The sequence below is a fragment of the Chromobacterium sphagni genome, from assembly GCF_001855555.1.
Classification (GTDB): domain Bacteria; phylum Pseudomonadota; class Gammaproteobacteria; order Burkholderiales; family Chromobacteriaceae; genus Chromobacterium; species Chromobacterium sphagni.
In genome coordinates this window covers 1-18,492 of sequence record NZ_MKCT01000021.1, presented here as the reverse complement: position 1 = coordinate 18,492, position 18,492 = coordinate 1, and the positions used below count along the sequence as shown (strand labels likewise).

Here is an 18,492-nt window from a genome sequence, read left to right as displayed (position 1 = left end):
TGCAATGCGAATTTCCAAACTCGTCGCCACCCTGGCCCTGGCATACAGCTGCCAACTGCTGGCAGCCCCGCAAAACGACACGGTCATGCTCAACTTCGTCAACGCCGACATCGAGACCGTGGTCAAGGCGATAGGCGAAATCAGCGGCAAGAATTTCATCATCGATCCGCGCGTCAAGGGCACGGTCAACATCGTGTCCAGCCGGCCGGTGTCGCGGGCGATGTCCTATCAGGTGCTGCTGTCTTCCTTGCGCCTGCAGGGCTTCGCCGCAGTGGAGGGCAACGGCGTGGTCAAAATCGTGCCGGAGGCCGACGCCAAGCTGCACGCCAAGGCCAGCAAGGGTATTCCGCGCGGCGACGGCGACCGGCTGATCACCAAGGTGTTCGCGCTGAAGAACAGTAACGCCAACCAGCTGGTGCCGGTGATCCGTCCCATCGTGTCGCCCAACAACACCGTGGCGGCCTATCCGCAGTCCAACGCGCTGATCGTTACCGACTACGCGGACAATATCCAGCGCATCGAGTCCATCATCGAGTCGGTGGAGTCCGCCGCCGCCGGCGATACCGTGGTGCTGCCGGTGCTGTTCGGTTCGGCGGTGGAGCTGGCCAATACCTTGAACAAGCTGATGCAGGAAGGCGGCGCCGATGGCGGCAAGACCACCATCCTGGCCGATCCGCGCGCCAACGTGCTGATGGTGCGCGCCGACACGCCGGGCAAGATCGGCAAGATCAAGAGCCTGCTGAAGATGCTGGACCAGCCCAGCCAGGCTGGCTCCAACGTGCGGGTGGTGTATCTGAAGAACGCCGAGGCCGGCAAGGTGGCGCAGACGTTGCGCGCGCTGATGACCGGCGACCCCGGTCCGCTGCAGGGCCGCACCGCGGTCACCACCAATGGCGGCAACGCAGCGGGCGGCAGCGCCTTGAGCGGCAATACCTCCAGTTCCAGTCTGGGAAGCGGCAATAGCGCGCCCGGCTCCACCGCTAGCGGTAACGGCAATGCGCCGGCGACCTCCAGCCCCCTGGTCAACGACAGCCCCGGCAGCGGCGGGGGCGGGGCGGGTGGCGGCGGCTCGATGATCCAGGCCGATCCCACCAATAACGCGCTGATCCTCAACGTCCCCGACAGCATGTATCAGAACCTGCGCAATGTGATCGACATGCTGGACAAGCGCCGCGCCCAGGTTTTGGTGGAGGCCCTGGTGGTCGAGGTATCGGCTACGCGGGCGATGGAACTGGGCGTCCAGTGGCAGGCTGCCGGCGGTTCCATCGTCGGCGGCACCAACTTTGCCGGCGCGACCACCAGCGGGACGAGCGGCCCTTCCATCATCGGCACCGCCGCCGGGATAGCCGCAGGCGGCGTGACCGGAGGGCTCGCCAGCAATCTGATCAGCTCCGGCGGGGTCAATCTCGGCTGGATCCGCAACGGCAATATCGCGGCGTTGGCCAAGGCGCTGGAAAGCGAAAACGGCAGCAATGTGGTGGCCAGTCCCTCGCTGCTGGCGACCGACAACGAGAAGGCGCGCATCCTGATCGGCCAGGAAGTGCCGATCCCCATCGGCAACCAGAGCACTCCCAGCAGCAGCACTACCGGCCAGCCTGTGGTCACCACCAGTTATGATCGCAAGACTATCGGCTTTAATCTGGAAATCACCCCGCAGATTTCCGAGGGCGGCAGCATCCGGCTGAAGATTCTGCAGGAAACCGCCAGCCTGGTGGCTTCGAGCCCCAATTTGAACGCAGGCGCCAATGCCGGTCCCACCACCAACCGCCGCATGCTGGAAACCATCGCCAACGTCGACGACGGCAGCATCCTGGCGATTGGCGGCTTGCTGCAGGACCAGGTTGACGATACCGAACAGAAAGTGCCGTTGCTGGGCGATATCCCATGGCTGGGCGGGCTGTTCCGCTACAGCGCCAAGAGCCACAACAAGACCAATCTGATGATTTTCCTCAAGCCCACCATTTTGCGCGGCGAACAGGATGGCCGCATCATCGCGCAGGACCGTTACCAATACATTCTGGGCGATCTCAACCGCGATGCGAAAAAGCTGCCTTTGGATCTTCAGTCGGCGATTCAGTCGCTGCCGCCGGGCGGCATCAAGTCCAGCCTGGAGCGGGATCTGAAAGACTTGCCTAAATGAACAAGCCGACGCTGATGCCGTTGCTGGCTTTCCCCTTCGCCCGCGCCAACGGCGTGATTCTGCTGGATGGCGAAAGCGGCCGCCAGTTGCTGCTGCGCGAAGACGCGCGGCCGGCGGCCTGGGCGGAGGCCTTGCGCCTGCACGGCGGGATGCTGGCAGGAGTGGAAACCCTCAGCGCCAGCCAGTTTGACAAGCGCCTGTCCGAGCACTACGCCAGCCGCGACGGCGCGGCGGCGGAGATGGTGGACGACATCGGCCAGGACATGGACCTCAACCAGATGGTGGAGTCCCTGCCGACGGTGGAGGATCTGCTGGAGAGCGAGGGCGACGCGCCCATCATCCGCATGATCAACGCGCTGTTGACGCAGGCCTTGCGCGACGGCGCATCCGACATCCACATCGAAGCGTTCGAAGACCGTTCTGTGGTGCGCTTCCGCCTGGACGGCACGCTGCGCGACGTGGTCAGCCCGCACCGCGCGCTGCACGCGGCGATGGTGTCGCGGATCAAGATCATGTCCGGCATGGACATCGCCGAAAAACGCATCCCGCAGGACGGCCGCATCTCCCTGCGGCTGGGCGGCCGGCCGGTGGACGTGCGGGTGTCCACGCTGCCCACCAGCCACGGCGAACGGGTGGTGCTGCGTCTGCTGGACAAGGAAAACGCGCGGCTGGATCTGGCGACGCTGGGCATGGCTGCCGACACGCTGGCCTCGGTCGACAAGCTGATCAATCAGCCGCACGGCATCCTGCTGGTCACCGGCCCCACCGGCTCGGGCAAGACCACCACGCTGTACGCGGCGCTGTCGCGGCTGGACGCCAGCCACACCAACATCATGACGGTGGAGGACCCGGTGGAGTACCACCTGGACGGCGTCGGCCAGACCCAGGTCAACCCCAAGATCGACATGAGCTTCGCCAAGGCGCTGCGCGCCATCCTGCGCCAGGATCCGGACGTGGTGATGATAGGCGAGATCCGCGATCTGGAAACCGCGCAGATCGCGGTGCAGGCGTCCTTGACCGGCCACCTGGTGCTGGCCACCTTGCACACCAACGATGCCGCCAGCGCGGTGACCCGGCTCACCGACATGGGGGTGGAGCCCTTCCTGCTGGCGTCAAGCTTGCTGGGGGTGATGGCGCAACGCCTGGTGCGCCGCGTCTGCCCGCAATGCAAGGCGCCGCACCCGGTGCCGCTGGAGGACGAGCCGGACATCGTGCATTACCGCCCGGTGGGCTGCCCGGCCTGCAGCCAGTCCGGCTACAAGGGGCGCTATGGCGTGTACGAACTGATGCTGGTGGACGACACCATGCAGAGGCTGATCCACGACCGCGCCTCCGAGCAGCGGCTGCGCGACCACGCCGCCCGCCACGGCATGCGTAGCCTGCGCGACGACGGTCTGCGCTGGGTCAAGGCCGGCGAGACCAGTCTGGAAGAAATCCTGCGGGTGACGAGAAGCTGATATGGCCGCCTTCCGCTACACCGCCTACGACGCGGCGGGAAAAGAGCAAAGCGGCTTGCTGGACGCCGATTCCGCCCGCGCCGCCCGCGCGCAGCTGCGCGAGCGCGGCCTGCTGCCGGTGGCGGTGGACAGCGTCAACGCCAAAGCCGGCAACGCCGGCAGCAATGTGCTGCGCCGCGGCCTGCCGCGCGCCGAACTGGTGATGATCACCGAGCAGCTGTCCACCTTGCTCAACGCCGGCCTGACGCTGGAGAAGGCGCTGACGGCGGTGACCGAGCAGGCGGAGAGCCCCAAGACCCGCACCGTGCTGGCGGCGCTGCGCAGCGACATCATGGAGGGCAAGAGCTTCGCCCAGGCGCTGTCCGCCGCGCCCGGCGTATTCTCGCCCTTGTACCGCTCGCTGGTGCAGGCCGGCGAGCAGTCCGGCCACCTCGACATGGTGATGGCGAGGCTGGCGGAATATCTGGACAAGCGCCAGAACACCCAACAGAAAGTGACGCTGGCGCTGGCCTATCCGGCGGTGGTGACCTTCGTCGCCATCCTGGTGGTATCCGGCCTGATGACCTATGTGGTGCCGCAAGTGGTCAGCGTGTTCGCCCAGACCAAGCAGTCGCTGCCTTTTCTCACCCGCGCGCTGGTGGCTTGCAGCGATTTTCTGCGCCAGTGGGGCCTGCTGCTGCTGATCGCCGTCATCGCCGCGGCGGCGCTGACTGCGCGCGCGCTGCGCGCGCCGTTGCTCAAGCGCCGCTTCCACGCCTGGGTGCTCAAGCTGCCGGTGTTCGGCCGACTGTTCCGCGCGCTCAACACCGCGCGCATGGCCAGCACCATGTCCATCCTGGTGGGTTCCGGCGTGCCCTTGCTCACCGCGCTGGAGACCGCGCGCGGCCTGATGACCATGCTGCCGATGCAGGACGCGGTGGCTGACGCGATGAACAAGGTGAGGGAAGGCGTGTCGCTGTCGCGCGCGCTGCACGCCAGCCGGCAGTTCCCGCCGGTGCTGATCCACCTGATCTCCAGCGGCGAGGCCAGCGGCACGCTGTCGCAGATGTTGGACCGCGCCGCGCAGCAGCAGGAGCAGGAGGTGGAGCGCAAGCTGGCCACTTTCACCACGCTGATGGAGCCGCTGCTGATCCTGGTGATGGGCGGCATGGTGCTGCTGATCGTACTGGCGATCATGATGCCGATCATAGATATGAACCAGATGGTGCATTGATATGAACCAGATGGTGCATTGAGCGGTCTGTCCGGCAGGGCGCCGCTCATGGCGACGAATTGAAGCAACCCGGCATGGCTGAGGCCCGCCGGATCAAATGACGGAGATGCAATGAAACAGTTGAAACGCACCGCCCAGCGCGGGTTCACCCTGATCGAGATCATGGTGGTGATCGTCATCCTCGGCGTGCTGGCCGCGCTGGTGGTGCCCAAGGTGATGAGCCGTCCGGACGAGGCGCGCGTCGTCGCCGCCAAGCAGGATCTGGGCGCGATCAGCCAGGCGCTCAAGCTGTACCGCCTGGACAACGGCCGCTACCCCAGCACCGACCAGGGCCTGCAGGCGCTGGTGCAGAAGCCAGCCGCCGCGCCGGAACCCAAGAACTGGAAGCCCGGCGGCTACCTGGAGCGCCTGCCTAAAGACCCGTGGGGCAACGCCTACCAGTACGCCAATCCCGGCACCCACGGCGAGATCGACATCTGGAGCTTCGGCGCCGACGGCGAGCCGGGCGGCGAGGGCAACGACGCCGACATCGGCAACTGGGATAGCGGCAAATAAGCGCGCCGCTGCGTGGATCCCGGCATGACTAGCCTGCGCCAGCGCGGCTTCACGCTGATCGAGGTGATGGTGGTGATGCTGATTGTCGGCGTCCTCGCCACCACCGTTACGCTCAGCCTGCGGCCCGACACCCATCGCCTGCTGAACGACGAGGCCTACCGCTTCGCGCGGGTGCTGGAGCAGGCCGGCGACGCCGCCGAGATGGGAGACACGCTGGCCTTGAGCTATGGCGCCAAGGGCTATGTCTTCAGCCGGCTGGACGACGACGGCAACTGGGTAGCGGTGAGCGACGACTTGCTGGCCGACCACCCATGGCCGGACGGCATCCAGGGCGAGGGCGTGCTGCTGGATGGCAAGCCCTGGCCGGCCGGCAAGCCCCTGCTGCTGTGGCAGGACGGGCGGGCGGCGACGCTGGCTGTCCGCTTGGGCGGCGCCGGCAGGCTGCTGACGATATTGCAGTCGCCGCTGGGGCGGGTGACGGTGGCGGACGGCTCATGAAACGGCAAGAGGGCTTTACCCTGTTCGAAGTGCTGGTGGCGTTGGCCATCATCGCGGTGGCGCTGGGCGCGCTGCTGCGCGCCACCGGGCTCGCCGCCGACAACGCCGAGGGCATGGAGCGGCGGATGCAGGCCAATTGGGAAGCGCAGAACCAGATCGCGGTGCTGCAGGCGCTGCGCCAGTTCCCGGAGCCCGGACAGCAGGCGGGCGAGAGCAAGAGCGATGGCATGGAATGGCGCTGGGAACGCGACATCACCGCCACGCCCAATCCCAATTTCCGCAAGGTGGCGGTGCGCATCCTGGCGCCAGGCGCCGGGCATTACGTGCTGGCGGAGATGACCGGCTATTTGCGGCAGGCCCCGGGAGGCGGCGGTTGAGCGCGCAGCGGCAGGGCGGCATGACGCTGCTGGAAATCCTGGTGGCGATGAGCCTGTTGGCTATCCTGTCGGTGATGGGCTACAAGGCTTTCGGCTCGCTGCTGATCGCCCGCGAGCGGCTGATGCAGACCGGCGAGCAGTGGGTGGATGTGGCGCGGGCCTTCCGCCGGCTGGAGAGCGACCTCACTGGCCAGCAGCCGCAGCCGACGGCGGCGGATCAGCAGCAGGGCCTGACGCTCGGCGCTAGCAGCCTGACGCTGATGCAGGACGGTAAGGGGCAGTCGCTGGTGCTGGAGGCGGTTTCCACCCGTTATCCGGGCGGAGTGGAGCGCGTCTCCTACCATGCCGGCAATGGCGGATTAAGCTGGTCGGCCGGCGATGCCGGCGGCGGCGCGGCAATCAGCTACGCGTTGCTCGGGGCCGGCATGCAGGTGAGCTGGCGGGTGATGTTGAACGACGGAAGCTGGCAGGATGCCTGGCCGATAAGCGACGCCGCTCAGGGGCGGGTGGCGCGGGCGTTGGAGATGAGGGTGCTGATGCCGGGCAAGCAGCAGGCCCATCGCGTATGGGTGCTGCCATGAAACGGCGGCAATCGGGCATGGCGGTGATCATGGCGCTGCTGATCGTGGCGCTGGCCACCACCGCGGCCAGCCTGGTGCTGTGGCAGCAGGGCCTGTGGTGGCATCAGCTGGAAAACGACCGCAGCCGCGCGCAGCTGCGGCTGGTGGCCGATGCCGGCCTGGGCTGGGCGATGGAGATCCTGCGTTTCAACAACGGCGCCGCCGGCAACGGCGTGGTGGCCTTGTCGCAGCTGTGGGCGCAGCCGCTGCCGCAGACCGAGGCGCAGGGCGTGAAGGTGAGCGGGGGGCTCGGCGATCTGCAAGGCCGCTTCAATCTGAACTCGCTGGTGGTGAACGGCCAGACCAATACCCGCCAGGTGGTGTTCTACAAGCGGCTGCTGGTCAATCTGGGCTTGCCGAGCAAGCTATCCGAGCCGCTGCTCAAGTCGCTGCGCGGCGGCCGCGACGAGGGTGACAAGCCAGCCGGCGACAACGGCGCGCCAGCGGCGCCGCAGCCCAATCACCCGCTGGTGCGGGTGGAGATGCTGCGCTGGCTGCCGGGCTACACGCCAGAGGTCATGGACAAGCTGGCGCCGCATGTGGCGGCGCTGCCGCCCGGAGTCAGCCAGATCAATGTCAACACCGCGACCGACATGGTGATGAAGACGCTGCTGCCGGGTGTCGGCGACGGCAATCTGCTGGTGCTGATGAGCCAGCGCAAGAGCAATTATTTCAAGGACGCGGCCGATTTCAAGGCGCGGCTGCCGGGGCCGGGCATCATCGCCGATACCGACTACGCCGCGGCGTCCAATTACTTTCAACTGGAGAGCCGCGCCAGCTTCGGCAAGGCGCGGCTGCAGATCCGGGCGATGATTTACAGTAGCCAGAACGTCGTCAAGCTGTTGTGGCGGCAGGACGGCAATGATGGCCGCAGCCAGTTGGCGCGGCCGGGTGGGGAGAAACATGACGACGCTGCGACTCTATCTGCGGACGGGCTGGCCCGATAGCGAGCCCGGCTTGCCGTGGGCCCTGCTGGGCGCCCGTGGCGAGCTGAGCGCCCAGGGCGACAGCGCGCCGAGCGGCTGGCCCAGGGCCGACCACTGCGAGCTGGTGCTGCCGGCCGGCCGCACGCTGTTTGCCGAGGTGCGGCTGCCGGAAGCGGTGAAGCAGCCGACGCCGGCGGTGATGGGCTTCGCGCTGGAAGAGCGCCTGGCCAACGATCCGGCCGCCAATCTGTACGCGCTGGGCGCGACGCTGGCGGACGGCCGCCGCGCGGTGGCGGTGACCGAGGCGATGCCGCTGCGCCGCGCGGTGGCGATGCTGAAAAGCCTGGGCCGGCTGTGCGACCGCATTGTGCCGGAGGAGTGCCTGCTGGCGCCGCCGCCGGCCGATGGCTGGAGCGTGACGCGGCTGACCGACCGTTGGCTGGTGCGCGCCGCCTCGCCCTATGCCTCCAGCCTGCCGCGCGGCGGCAGCCAGGTGGAGCAGGCCTTGTTCGCCTCGCTGCTGGCGTTGGCGCCGCCTGCTCGCCTGCGTTTGAGCGGAGTGGACAGCGCCGATGAATTGCTGAGCCGCTTGCCGGGCTGGCAGGGCGAAAGCGTGCGCGGCGAAGCCTATGATTGGCGCCAGGGACGGCGCGAGGGCGGATTCGATTTCGCCCAGGGCGAACTGGCGGCCAACCGCCGCTGGCGCGATTGGGCGCCGTCGCTGCAGCGTTGCGGCTGGCTATTGGGCGGCCTGCTGGCGGCCCAGCTATTACTGACGCTTGGCCAGGCGGGCTGGTACGCCTGGCAAAAGCACAGCCTGTCGCAGCAGATCCGCAGCGCGGCGACGCCGTGGATCGGCGGCCAGGCATTGCCGGGCAGCAGCGCGCTGGCGATGATGCGCTCGGTGGACAAGCTGCGGCTTTCCCATGGCCAGCCGGCGCGCGACGACATGCTGGAACTGATGGGGGCGCTGGCGGCTGTGAGCGGACGCGATCTGCAGGTGCGCACGCTGGAGTACGAGGCCGGCAGGCTGAAGCTGCAGGTGGCCGAGGTGCCGGCGGAAAGCCTGGCGCGCTGGCGCAAGCTGCTGACGGCGCGGCAGATCATGCTGGACGCGTCCAGCAGCCAGCCCGGCAGCAAACAACTGGTGGTGGCGCGGGAGCCGTGATGAAAGCCTACACGCAACAATTTCTCGATTACTGGCGGCAGCGCAGCGTGCGCGAGCAGCGCCTGCTGGCGGCGATGGGGCTGGTGCTGGGCGTGGCCTTGCTCTATTTGGCGGTATGGGAGCCGGCCAGCAGCTCGCTGCAGCGCAACCGGACGTCGGTTGCCAGGCTGCAGGCGGAGCTGGGCGCGGTGCAAAGCCTGGCCGCCGAGGCCGACAAGCTCAAGCGCCAGCCGGCGCAGACCCCGCTGCCGGCCAAGGAACTGATCCCCTTGTTGCAGCAGACGGCCAAGAGCCAGGGCCTGACGGTGGCGGCCTTGCAGTTCAGCCCGGACGGCGAGTCCGGCGTGGACATGGAGGGCGTAGTGGGCTTCGACGCCTGGGTGCGTTTCGCCGGGGTGCTGGCGGCGCAACAGCAGGTGCGGGTGGTCAGTGTCCGGATGGACGCGCAGCCGGTGCCGGGCCAGGTCAAGATCAAGGCGTTGCTGGCGCATGCGGGAGCGGCGACATGAGGCAGCGCATGGTGAAATGGCTGTTTCTGGCGGCGCTGCTGCTGGCCGGGGTGGTGTCGGCATTGCCGGCCAGCCTGCTGGGCTTGCCGGTGGCGCGTTTGAGCGATGGCCGCTGGGGCGTCGGCGACGCCAGGGGCACGGTCTGGAACGGCGGCGCCCAGCTGGTGTACCTGGGGCCGGCCGGCGAAGTGCAGGGCATGAGCCCGCTAGCCTGGCAATGGCAGCCTAAGGCCTTGCTGTCCGGCCTGCTGGTCTGGCATCTGGACAGCGCCGGCCAGCCGGGTTTGCTGCAGCTTGGGCTGGGCAAGCAGGAAGTGCGCGGCCTGGCCTTGTCGCTGCCGGTGGCGGCGCTGGCCAATCTGTCCAAGACCTGGCAGGCGGCGCGGCTGGGCGGCGAGCTGCAGCTCTTGGTGCCGCAGCTTTCGCGCCAGGGCAAGGATCTGAGTGGCAGCGTGCAGCTGGCCTGGCGCGGCGCAGCTTCGCCGTTGACCACGGTGCTGCCTTTCGGCAGCTACCAGCTGGACGCCACGGGCACGCCGCAGGGGCTCAGTTTCAATCTGTCCACGCTGGAGGGGCCGCTGATGCTCAATGGCCAAGGCGGCTGGCCGGCGGGCGGCGCCTTCAGCATGGCCGGCACGGCGGACAGCCCGCCGGACAAGTACGACGCGCTCAAGCCTTTGCTGCTGATGTTGGGCCAGCCGGCCGGACCGACCAGCGTCAACTGGCAGGTGAAGCCGGGGATGTGACGATTTTTTTGCAAAATAGGCGACTGCCGTATTGTGCAAGCGCAATATGCGCGATATTATAGAAAGGTTTATCCAAACGGGACTGGCGCGAGGCGCCTAGTCCCGTTATTCACATAAGAAATTCGAAAATCCCCAGGGTGGGAAACGGAACCGGCGCAGCCGGTTTTTGTATAAGCGCCCGGGCAAATGCAACAGGAGCCAGCCAGTGTCAACCATCCCCGCAATCCTTGTCTTGGCTGACGGCACGCTTTTCAAAGGTAGTGCTATCGGTGCCACCGGCCATACGGTGGGCGAGGTGGTGTTCAATACCGCCATCACCGGCTATCAGGAGATTCTGACCGATCCCTCCTATACCAGGCAGATCGTCACCCTGACTTATCCCCATATTGGAAACGTCGGCGCGAATTCGGAAGACACCGAATCCAGCGCCGTTTTTGCATCCGGCCTGATCATCCGCGATCTGCCGCTGTTGCACAGCAACTTCCGCGCCGAAGATTCGCTGTCCGATTATTTGAAGAAGCACAAGGTCGTCGCCATCGCCGACATCGACACCCGCCGCCTGACGCGCATTTTGCGCGAGCGGGGCGCCCAGGCCGGCTGCGTCATGGCCGGCGACATCGACGAGGCGCGCGGGCTTGAGCTGGCACGCGGCTTCGGCAGCATGGCCGGCCAGGATCTGGCCAAAGTGGTGAGCTGCAAGAAACCCTATGCCTGGACCGAACGCCAGTGGAAGCTGGGCGCCGGCTACCAGGTGCAGTCGTCCACCCGTTTCCACGTGGTGGCCTACGACTTCGGCGTCAAGCACAACATCCTGCGCATGCTGGCCGAGCGCGGCTGCCAGTTGACCATCGTGCCGGCCCAGACGCCGGCCAAGGACGTGCTGGCGATGAATCCGCACGGCGTGTTCCTCTCCAACGGCCCCGGCGATCCGGAACCATGCGACTACGCGATCGAGGCGATCCAGCAGATTCTGGACAGCCGGCTGCCGGTGTTCGGCATCTGCCTCGGCCATCAGCTGTTGGGCCTGGCCGCCGGCGCTAAAACCTCGAAGATGAAGTTCGGCCATCACGGCGCCAACCACCCGGTGCAGGACTTGGACTCCGGCCGGGTGATGATCACCAGCCAGAACCACGGCTTCCAGGTGGACGAGACCAGCCTGCCGGCCAATGTCCGCGTCACCCACCGTTCGCTGTTCGACGGCACGGTGCAGGGCATCGCGCTGACCGACCGTCCGGCATTCTCGTTCCAGGGCCACCCGGAAGCGAGCCCAGGGCCGGAGGACGTGGCCTACCTGTTCGACCGCTTCATCGGCGCGATGGCCGAGCGCAAGTGATCCGGAGCACAGCATGTTAGGCATTACCGACCTCACCACCTATCTGATCGGCGCGCTGATCATCGTCCTCTTGCCCGGCCCGAACATGATGTTCGTGTTGTCGGTGGCGGCGCAGCGCGGCATCCGCGCCGGCTTCGCCGCCGCCGGCGGCGTGATGAGCGGCGACCTGACCCTGATGACGCTGGCCGCGTTCGGCGCCGCCGGCCTGCTGCAGGCCAATCCGGCGCTGTTCGCGGTGGTCAAGTACCTGGGCGGCGGCTATCTCGCCTGGTTGGGCTTCAATATGGTGAAAGGCGCCATCGTCGCCTGGCGGCGGATGCGGCGCGGCGAGGAGGCCTCGGCGACGCCGTCGGCGCTGGCCAGCGGCCACCCCTACCGCAAGGCGCTGCTGATCAGCCTGATGAATCCCAAGGCCATCCTGTTCTTCGTGTCCTTCTTCGTCCAGTTCGTCGATCCGGGCTACCCGTATCCGGCGCTGACCTTTGCCGGCCTGGGGCTGATCGTGCAGTTCTTCAGCCTGAGCTACATGACGCTGCTGATCCTGGCCGGCAACCGGCTGGCCGCGGCCTTCCGCCGCCGACGCAAGCTGTCGGCGGCGCTGGGCGGCTCGGTGGGCGCGCTGTTCGTCGGCTTCGGCGCCAAGCTGGCGGCGGCGGGCCTGGGTTGAGAGTGAGTGCGCCGCGCGCGCAGCAGCGCCGCGCGGCCAGACCGAATTGATTATTGAAATAGAGTTAAGACCATGCCAAAGCGTACCGACATAAAAAGCATCCTGATCATTGGCGCCGGCCCCATCGTCATCGGCCAGGCCTGCGAATTCGACTACTCCGGCGCCCAGGCGTGCAAGGCCCTGCGCGAGGAGGGCTACAAGGTCATCCTGGTGAACTCTAATCCGGCCACCATCATGACCGATCCGGACATGGCCGACGTCACCTACATCGAGCCCATCACCTGGAAGGTGGTGGAGAAGATCATCGCCAAGGAGCGTCCGGACGCCATCCTGCCGACCATGGGCGGCCAGACCGCGCTGAACTGCGCGCTGGACCTGGCCAAGCACGGCGTGCTGGAAAAGTACAAGGTCGAGCTGATCGGCGCCAGCGAGGACGCCATCGACAAGGCGGAAGACCGCGGCCGCTTCAAGGAGGCCATGGCCAAGATTGGCCTGTCCTGCCCGCTGTCCTTCGTCTGCCACAGCATGGAGGAGTCGCTGGAGGCGCAGACCAAGGTGGGCTTCCCGACGCTGATCCGCCCGTCGTTCACCATGGGCGGCTCCGGCGGCGGCATCGCCTACAACAAGGAAGAGTTCCTCACCATCTGCGAGCGCGGCTTCGAAGCCTCTCCCACCCATGAGCTGCTGATCGAGCAGTCGGTATTGGGCTGGAAAGAGTACGAGATGGAAGTGGTGCGCGACAGGAACGACAACTGCATCATCATCTGTTCCATCGAGAACTTCGACCCGATGGGCGTGCACACCGGCGACTCCATCACCGTGGCCCCGGCGCAGACGCTGACCGACAAGGAATACCAGATCATGCGCAACGCCAGTCTGGCGGTGCTGCGCGAGATCGGCGTGGATACCGGCGGCTCCAACGTGCAGTTCGCTACCAATCCGGCCACCGGCGAGATGATCGTCATCGAGATGAACCCGCGCGTGTCGCGTTCGTCGGCGCTGGCGTCCAAGGCCACCGGCTTCCCGATCGCCAAGATCGCCGCCAAGCTGGCGGTGGGCTTCACGCTGGACGAGTTGAAGAACGATATCACCGGCGGCGCCACCCCGGCCTCGTTCGAGCCGTCCATCGACTACGTAGTCACCAAGATTCCGCGTTTCGCCTTTGAAAAATTCCCGCAGGCCGACGACCGCCTGACCACCCAGATGAAGTCGGTGGGCGAGGTGATGGCGATGGGCCGCACGCTGCAGGAATCGATGCAGAAGGCGCTGCGCGGCCTGGAGACCGGCCTGTCCGGCTTCGATCCGGTCACCCGCGACGAATCCGCCATCCGCCACGAACTGGGCACCCCCGGACCGGAGCGCATCCTGTACGTGGCCGATGCCTTCCGCATCGGCATGAGCCGCGACGACATCCACGCCGTCAGCAAGATCGATCCGTGGTTCCTGGCGCAGATCGAGGATCTGATCGGCGAGGAAAAGGCCCTGTCCGGCCGCAGGGTAGAAGAGCTGGATTACGCCGAGCTGCGCCGCCTGAAGCGCAAGGGCTTCTCCGACCGCCGCCTGGGCGAGCTGTTGGGCACCGATCAGGCTGCGGTGCGCGCCAAGCGCTGGGCGCTGCGGCTGCACCCGGTGTACAAGCGGGTGGACACCTGCGCGGCGGAGTTCGCCACCAATACCGCCTATATGTACTCCACCTATGAGGAGGAGTGCGAATCGCAGCCCACCGACCGCAAGAAGGTGATGGTGCTGGGCGGCGGACCCAACCGCATCGGCCAGGGCATCGAGTTCGACTACTGCTGCGTGCACGCCGCGCTCAGCCTGCGCGAGTCCGGTTTCGAGACCATCATGGTCAACTGCAACCCGGAAACGGTATCGACGGACTACGACACTTCCGACCGCCTGTACTTCGAGCCGCTGACTCTGGAAGATGTGCTCGAGATCTGCCGCATCGAGAAGCCGTTCGGCGTTATCGTGCAGTACGGCGGCCAAACTCCGCTGAAGCTGGCGCGGGCGCTGGAGGCCAACGGCGTGCCCATCATCGGCACCACTCCGGACATGATAGATGCCGCCGAAGACCGCGAGCGCTTCCAGAAGCTGCTGCAGGAACTGGGCCTGAAGCAGCCGCCGAACCGCACCGCCCGCGCCCCGGCCGAGGCGATGAAGCTGGCCGAGGAAATCGGCTATCCGCTGGTGGTGCGCCCGTCTTATGTATTGGGCGGCCGCGCGATGGAAATCGTCCACGAGCCGGCCGACCTGGAACGCTATATGCGCGAGGCGGTGAAGGTGTCCAACGACAGCCCGGTGCTGCTGGACCGCTTCCTCAACGACGCCATCGAGGTAGACGTGGACTGCGTGTCGGATGGCAAGGACGTGGTGATCGGCGGCATCATGCAGCACGTCGAACAGGCCGGCGTCCATTCCGGCGATTCGGCCTGCTCGCTGCCGCCGTACAGCCTGTTCCCGGCGCAGCAGGACGAAATCCGCCGCCAGACCGTGGCGATGGCCCGCGCGCTGAACGTGGTGGGTCTGATGAACGTGCAGTTTGCCATCCAGGGCGAAACCATCTACGTGCTGGAAGTGAATCCGCGCGCCAGCCGCACCGTGCCCTTCGTCTCCAAGGTGACCTCCGCGCCGCTGGCCAAGATCGCCGCCCGCGCGATGGCCGGCATCGGCCTGGCCGAGCAGGGCTTCACAAGTGAGGTGATCCCGCCGTTCTACGCGGTGAAGGAAGCGGTGTTCCCCTTCATCAAGTTCCCCGGCGTCGATACCATCCTGGGGCCGGAAATGAAGTCCACCGGCGAAGTGATGGGCGTCGGCAAGACCTTCGCCGAGGCCTACGTCAAGGCGCAACTGGGCGCCGGCGACCGCTTGCCCAAGACCGGCAAGGTGTTCCTGTCGGTGCGCGATTCCGACAAGAACGGCGCGGTGGATGTGGCGCGCGAGCTGCAGCGGCTGGGCTTCGGCATTTGCGCCACGCGCGGCACCGCCAAGCATCTGAGCGAGGCCGGCCTGATCGTGCAGGTGGTCAACAAGGTGAACGAAGGCCGTCCGCACATCGTCGACATGATCAAGAACGGCGAAGTGGATCTGGTGGTCAATACCGTAGATGAAAAGCGCCTGGCGATCCAGGACAGCCATTCCATCCGCCGCTCTGCCTTGCAGGCGCGCGTGCCGCAGTACACCACGCTGTCCGCTGCCAAGGCGGTGTGCGTGGGCATGAGCCATGCCGAGGCCTTCGATGTCTACAGCGTGCAGGAGCTGCATGCGCAGATCGGCGGCTGAAGAAAGGGTGATTGACCGGTAGGCTTTGATGCGGAGGCGATTTGCCGTTACAATTCCGCTCAAACCCGCTTGTGCAAGCCGCCGTCCCGTACGGCGGCTTGTGCTTTTGATGAAGGCGGATAACCGCCTGTGGAGAATACTGTAATGATCAAAGTCCCGTTGACTGTACGTGGCGCCGAGCTTCTGAAGGAAGAACTGCAACGCCTGAAGAGCATCGAGCGTCCGGCGGTGATCGAGGCCATTGCCGAGGCGCGTTCGCATGGCGACCTGTCGGAGAACGCCGAGTACGACGCCGCCAAGGAGCGCCAGGCTTTCGTGGAGGGCCGCATCGCCGACCTGGAAGGCAAGCTGTCCAATGCAGTGATCATCAATCCGATGGAACTGGACGCCGACGGCCGCGTGGTGTTCGGCGCCACCGTCGAACTGATGGACCTGGAAACCGAAGAGAGCGTCACCTACCAGATCGTCGGCGACGACGAAGCCGACATCAAGGTCAGCAAGGTGTCGGTTAATTCGCCGATCTCGCGCGCGCTGATCGGCAAGGAAGCCGGTGACGTGGCGGAAGTGGTGGCGCCCGGCGGCATCCGCGAATACGAAGTTCTGGACGTCAAATACATCTGAGTCCGACCTGAACAACGCGCGGCGCCTGGCATCGCGCGTTTTTTCCGGTTGCGGTCATTGCTGAGTTTGGGGGAACGATGGACGGCTTGCGTGCTCTCGCCAAAACCTTCTGGATTGGCGGCTTGTGGGTGATCGGCATCATAGTGGCGCCGGTCTTGTTCAAATCGTTGGATGCGGCCACGGCCGGGATGGTGGCGGGCAGGCTGTTCGCCGTCATCGCCTGGGTGGGGCTGGTGTGCGGTGTGATCCTGCTGGTGGACCAGATCTGGCGCAACGGCGTCGGCGGCGTCAAGCACGGCGGCTTCTGGCTGGTGGTGGGGATGCTTGTGTGCACGCTGATCAACCAGTTCGGCGTGGCGCCCATCATCGTCACCCTCAAGCAGCAGATGAATCATGCTGCGGAAGGGCTGTTCGGCGGCGGCTTCGCCACTTGGCACGCGATTTCCAGCCTGATCTACCTGGCGCAGAGCCTGCTGGGCCTCGCCTATGTCTGGCAGGACCGGGCTTAGCCGCTGGTCGCAAGCGGGCAAAGAGAAAGCGGTGGCCTAGGCCACCGCTTTCTCACATCCGGCACACAGGCTGGACTCAGCCCTTGAGCGCCTGCTTGTTCTTCGGCAGCGCGATGCGCTGCTTGTCGCTGGGGCGCCACAGCACCAGCAGCTTGCCAATGTGCTGCACCGGAGCAGCGTCCAGTTGCTCGCAGATCTGCTCGAACATGGCGACGCGGGCTTCGCGATCGTCGCCCTGCACGCGGACTTTGATCAGTTCATGGGCGTCCAGGCTGATGGCGATTTCGCGCACAACGGCCTCGGTCAGGCCGTTGTTGCCTACCATCACCACCGGGTCGATGCCGTGCGCCAGACCTTGCAAGTATTTGCGCTGGAACGGCTTGAGTTCAATTTTCATGGAAACAGGGAATTCAAAGCAAAAGCCGATTCTACTAGAATTTGGCCCCATACCCAAAGTCCGGGCCTGAAATAACCGAAAAACAACAGGATAGCGCCATGCGAGCCGCGTAATTCGGCTATCCTGACGATTGAACCGATAGAAAGCATTCGCCACGATGGCAAGAAGCAAGAGCAGCAACAGCTGGTTGCATGAACACGTCAACGATCAATATGTGCAGATGGCGCAAAAGGACGGCTACCGCGCCCGCGCCGCCTACAAGCTGCTGGAAATCAACGACAAGGACAAACTGATAGTGCCCGGCACCGTGCTGGCCGACCTGGGCTCCACCCCGGGCAGTTGGTCGCAGGTGGCCGCGCGCATCGTCGGCGACGCCGGCAAGGTGTTCGCGCTCGACATTCTGCCGATGGACCCGGTGCCGGGCGTCAGCTTCATCCAGGGAGACTTCCGCGAAGAGGAAGTGCTCGGACAGTTCGAGGCTTTGCTGGATGGCAGGTCGCTTGACCTTGTAATTTCCGACATGGCGCCCAATATGTCAGGAATGAGCGCCATCGACCAGGCCAGGAGCTTCCTGCTTTGCGAACTGGCTCTGGATTTTGCGCGCGATCATTTGAAACCCGGCGGACACTTTCTCGTCAAAGTATTCCAGGGCAGCGATTTTCAGTCCTACCTCAAGGCCATGCGCGAGCTGTTCGACGAGGTGGTCACCCGCAAACCCAAGGCATCGCGCGACCGTTCCAGCGAAATCTACCTGCTGGGCAAGGGTCGCCGCTGACACAAGTTGCCGCGGGGCGTACAATCGTAGCAATTTACTACAAGCAACCAAAAAGTCAGGGCACAGAGGAGTCCGCTACTCGTGAACAATATCGGCAAAAACATCGCCATCTGGGTGATCATCGGTCTGGTACTGATGACAGTGTTCAACCAGTTCAACAAGCGCCAGGACACCCAGAACCAGCTCGAATATTCGCAGTTCGTCAGCGATGTCGAGTCGGGCAAGGTGCAATCCCTGACCATCGAGGGGCATCCGCTGCGCGGCCAATGGCTGAAGGGCAAACTGACCGACGGCACGGCCTTCTCCACCTATGCGCCTTATGATCCGCAGCTGGTGGACGACCTGATCAAGAACAACGTGCGCTTCTCAGCCAAGCCGGAGGAGGAGCCTTCGATGCTGATGAGCATCTTCATCAGCTGGTTCCCGATGCTGCTGCTGATCGGCGTGTGGGTGTTCTTCATGCGCCAGATGCAAGGCGGCGGCAAGGGCGGCGCGTTCTCGTTCGGCAAGAGCAAGGCGCGCATGCTCGACCAGGACGCGAACACCGTGATGTTCACTGACGTGGCCGGCTGCGACGAGGCCAAGGAAGAGGTGAAGGAAATCGTCGATTATCTGCGCGATCCTTCCCGCTACCAGAGCCTGGGCGGCCGCATTCCGCGCGGCATCCTGCTGGCCGGTTCGCCGGGCACGGGTAAAACC

The 18,492-nt window shown here is 65.6% G+C and carries 19 protein-coding genes; 18 read left to right on the top strand and 1 reads right to left on the bottom strand.

Translation table 11 applies throughout. From position 1 onward, the window contains the following. Window positions 1-4: 4 nt before the first annotated feature. The 16 genes from gspD (at window position 5) to BI344_RS11315 (ending at window position 16,621) form a co-directional block, all read left to right on the top strand. Complete coding sequence (gene gspD, locus BI344_RS11390; protein WP_071113071.1) at window positions 5-2,140, top strand: type II secretion system secretin GspD; 2,136 nt, start codon at window positions 5-7, stop codon at window positions 2,138-2,140. Then, complete coding sequence (gene gspE, locus BI344_RS11385) at window positions 2,137-3,597, top strand: type II secretion system ATPase GspE (protein WP_071113070.1); 1,461 nt, start codon at window positions 2,137-2,139, stop codon at window positions 3,595-3,597. Before gspD ends, gspE begins: the two co-directional genes overlap by 4 nt. Window position 3,598: 1 nt before the next feature. Then, window positions 3,599-4,810, top strand: a complete 1,212-nt coding sequence (gene gspF, locus BI344_RS11380) for a type II secretion system inner membrane protein GspF (protein WP_071113069.1) — start codon at window positions 3,599-3,601, stop codon at window positions 4,808-4,810. Between the two features lie 111 nt (window positions 4,811-4,921). Further along, window positions 4,922-5,365: a type II secretion system major pseudopilin GspG gene (gspG, locus tag BI344_RS11375; protein WP_071113068.1), complete on the top strand. Its 444-nt coding sequence runs from the start codon at window positions 4,922-4,924 to the stop codon at window positions 5,363-5,365. 24 nt (window positions 5,366-5,389) lie between these two features. Then, window positions 5,390-5,863, top strand: coding sequence for a prepilin-type N-terminal cleavage/methylation domain-containing protein (locus tag BI344_RS11370; RefSeq protein ID WP_071113067.1), 474 nt, complete (start codon window positions 5,390-5,392; stop codon window positions 5,861-5,863). Continuing rightward, window positions 5,860-6,240 (top strand): type II secretion system minor pseudopilin GspI, encoded by a 381-nt coding sequence (gspI, locus tag BI344_RS11365; protein ID WP_071113066.1) that lies wholly within the window; start codon window positions 5,860-5,862, stop codon window positions 6,238-6,240. Before BI344_RS11370 ends, gspI begins: the two co-directional genes overlap by 4 nt. Further along, entirely contained in the window at window positions 6,237-6,821 is a 585-nt protein-coding gene (locus tag BI344_RS11360; protein WP_071113065.1) for a type II secretion system protein GspJ, read from the top strand. Before gspI ends, BI344_RS11360 begins: the two co-directional genes overlap by 4 nt. Beyond that, window positions 6,818-7,807, top strand: a complete 990-nt coding sequence (gene gspK / locus BI344_RS11355; protein WP_158021061.1) for a type II secretion system minor pseudopilin GspK — start codon at window positions 6,818-6,820, stop codon at window positions 7,805-7,807. Before BI344_RS11360 ends, gspK begins: the two co-directional genes overlap by 4 nt. Then, entirely contained in the window at window positions 7,764-8,954 is a 1,191-nt protein-coding gene (gene gspL / locus BI344_RS11350; protein WP_071113063.1) for a type II secretion system protein GspL, read from the top strand. Before gspK ends, gspL begins: the two co-directional genes overlap by 44 nt. Beyond that, window positions 8,954-9,463: a type II secretion system protein GspM gene (gene gspM / locus BI344_RS11345; protein ID WP_071113062.1), complete on the top strand. Its 510-nt coding sequence runs from the start codon at window positions 8,954-8,956 to the stop codon at window positions 9,461-9,463. Before gspL ends, gspM begins: the two co-directional genes overlap by 1 nt. After that, window positions 9,460-10,209: a type II secretion system protein N gene (locus tag BI344_RS11340; RefSeq protein WP_083370183.1), complete on the top strand. Its 750-nt coding sequence runs from the start codon at window positions 9,460-9,462 to the stop codon at window positions 10,207-10,209. The genes gspM and BI344_RS11340 overlap by 4 nt, the downstream gene beginning before the upstream one ends. A 205-nt stretch (window positions 10,210-10,414) precedes the next feature. Beyond that, the gene (carA, locus tag BI344_RS11335) at window positions 10,415-11,542 is read left to right on the top strand and encodes a glutamine-hydrolyzing carbamoyl-phosphate synthase small subunit (RefSeq protein ID WP_071113060.1); all 1,128 of its coding nucleotides are present in this window, start codon (window positions 10,415-10,417) and stop codon (window positions 11,540-11,542) included. 13 nt (window positions 11,543-11,555) lie between these two features. After that, entirely contained in the window at window positions 11,556-12,209 is a 654-nt protein-coding gene (gene leuE / locus BI344_RS11330) for a leucine efflux protein LeuE (protein WP_071113059.1), read from the top strand. Between the two features lie 72 nt (window positions 12,210-12,281). Further along, the gene (gene carB / locus BI344_RS11325) at window positions 12,282-15,491 is read left to right on the top strand and encodes a carbamoyl-phosphate synthase large subunit (protein WP_071113058.1); all 3,210 of its coding nucleotides are present in this window, start codon (window positions 12,282-12,284) and stop codon (window positions 15,489-15,491) included. 144 nt (window positions 15,492-15,635) lie between these two features. Then, window positions 15,636-16,112, top strand: coding sequence for a transcription elongation factor GreA (gene greA / locus BI344_RS11320; protein WP_071113057.1), 477 nt, complete (start codon window positions 15,636-15,638; stop codon window positions 16,110-16,112). Between the two features lie 77 nt (window positions 16,113-16,189). After that, window positions 16,190-16,621: a DUF4149 domain-containing protein gene (locus tag BI344_RS11315; protein ID WP_071113056.1), complete on the top strand. Its 432-nt coding sequence runs from the start codon at window positions 16,190-16,192 to the stop codon at window positions 16,619-16,621. A 76-nt stretch (window positions 16,622-16,697) separates the two neighbouring features. Here BI344_RS11315 and yhbY read toward each other — a convergent pair whose 3' ends face one another. Further along, the gene (gene yhbY / locus BI344_RS11310; protein WP_071113055.1) at window positions 16,698-17,018 is read right to left on the bottom strand and encodes a ribosome assembly RNA-binding protein YhbY; all 321 of its coding nucleotides are present in this window, start codon (window positions 17,016-17,018) and stop codon (window positions 16,698-16,700) included. A 157-nt stretch (window positions 17,019-17,175) separates the two neighbouring features. Between yhbY and BI344_RS11305 the strand changes: the two genes are divergently transcribed. Next, on the top strand, window positions 17,176-17,793 hold the full coding sequence (locus BI344_RS11305; RefSeq protein ID WP_071113054.1) for an RlmE family RNA methyltransferase: 618 nt from the start codon (window positions 17,176-17,178) through the stop codon (window positions 17,791-17,793). An 81-nt stretch (window positions 17,794-17,874) separates the two neighbouring features. Further along, window positions 17,875-18,492 (top strand): ATP-dependent metallopeptidase FtsH/Yme1/Tma family protein (locus BI344_RS11300; RefSeq protein WP_193430976.1); only part of this gene is annotated, 618 nt, incomplete at its 3' end.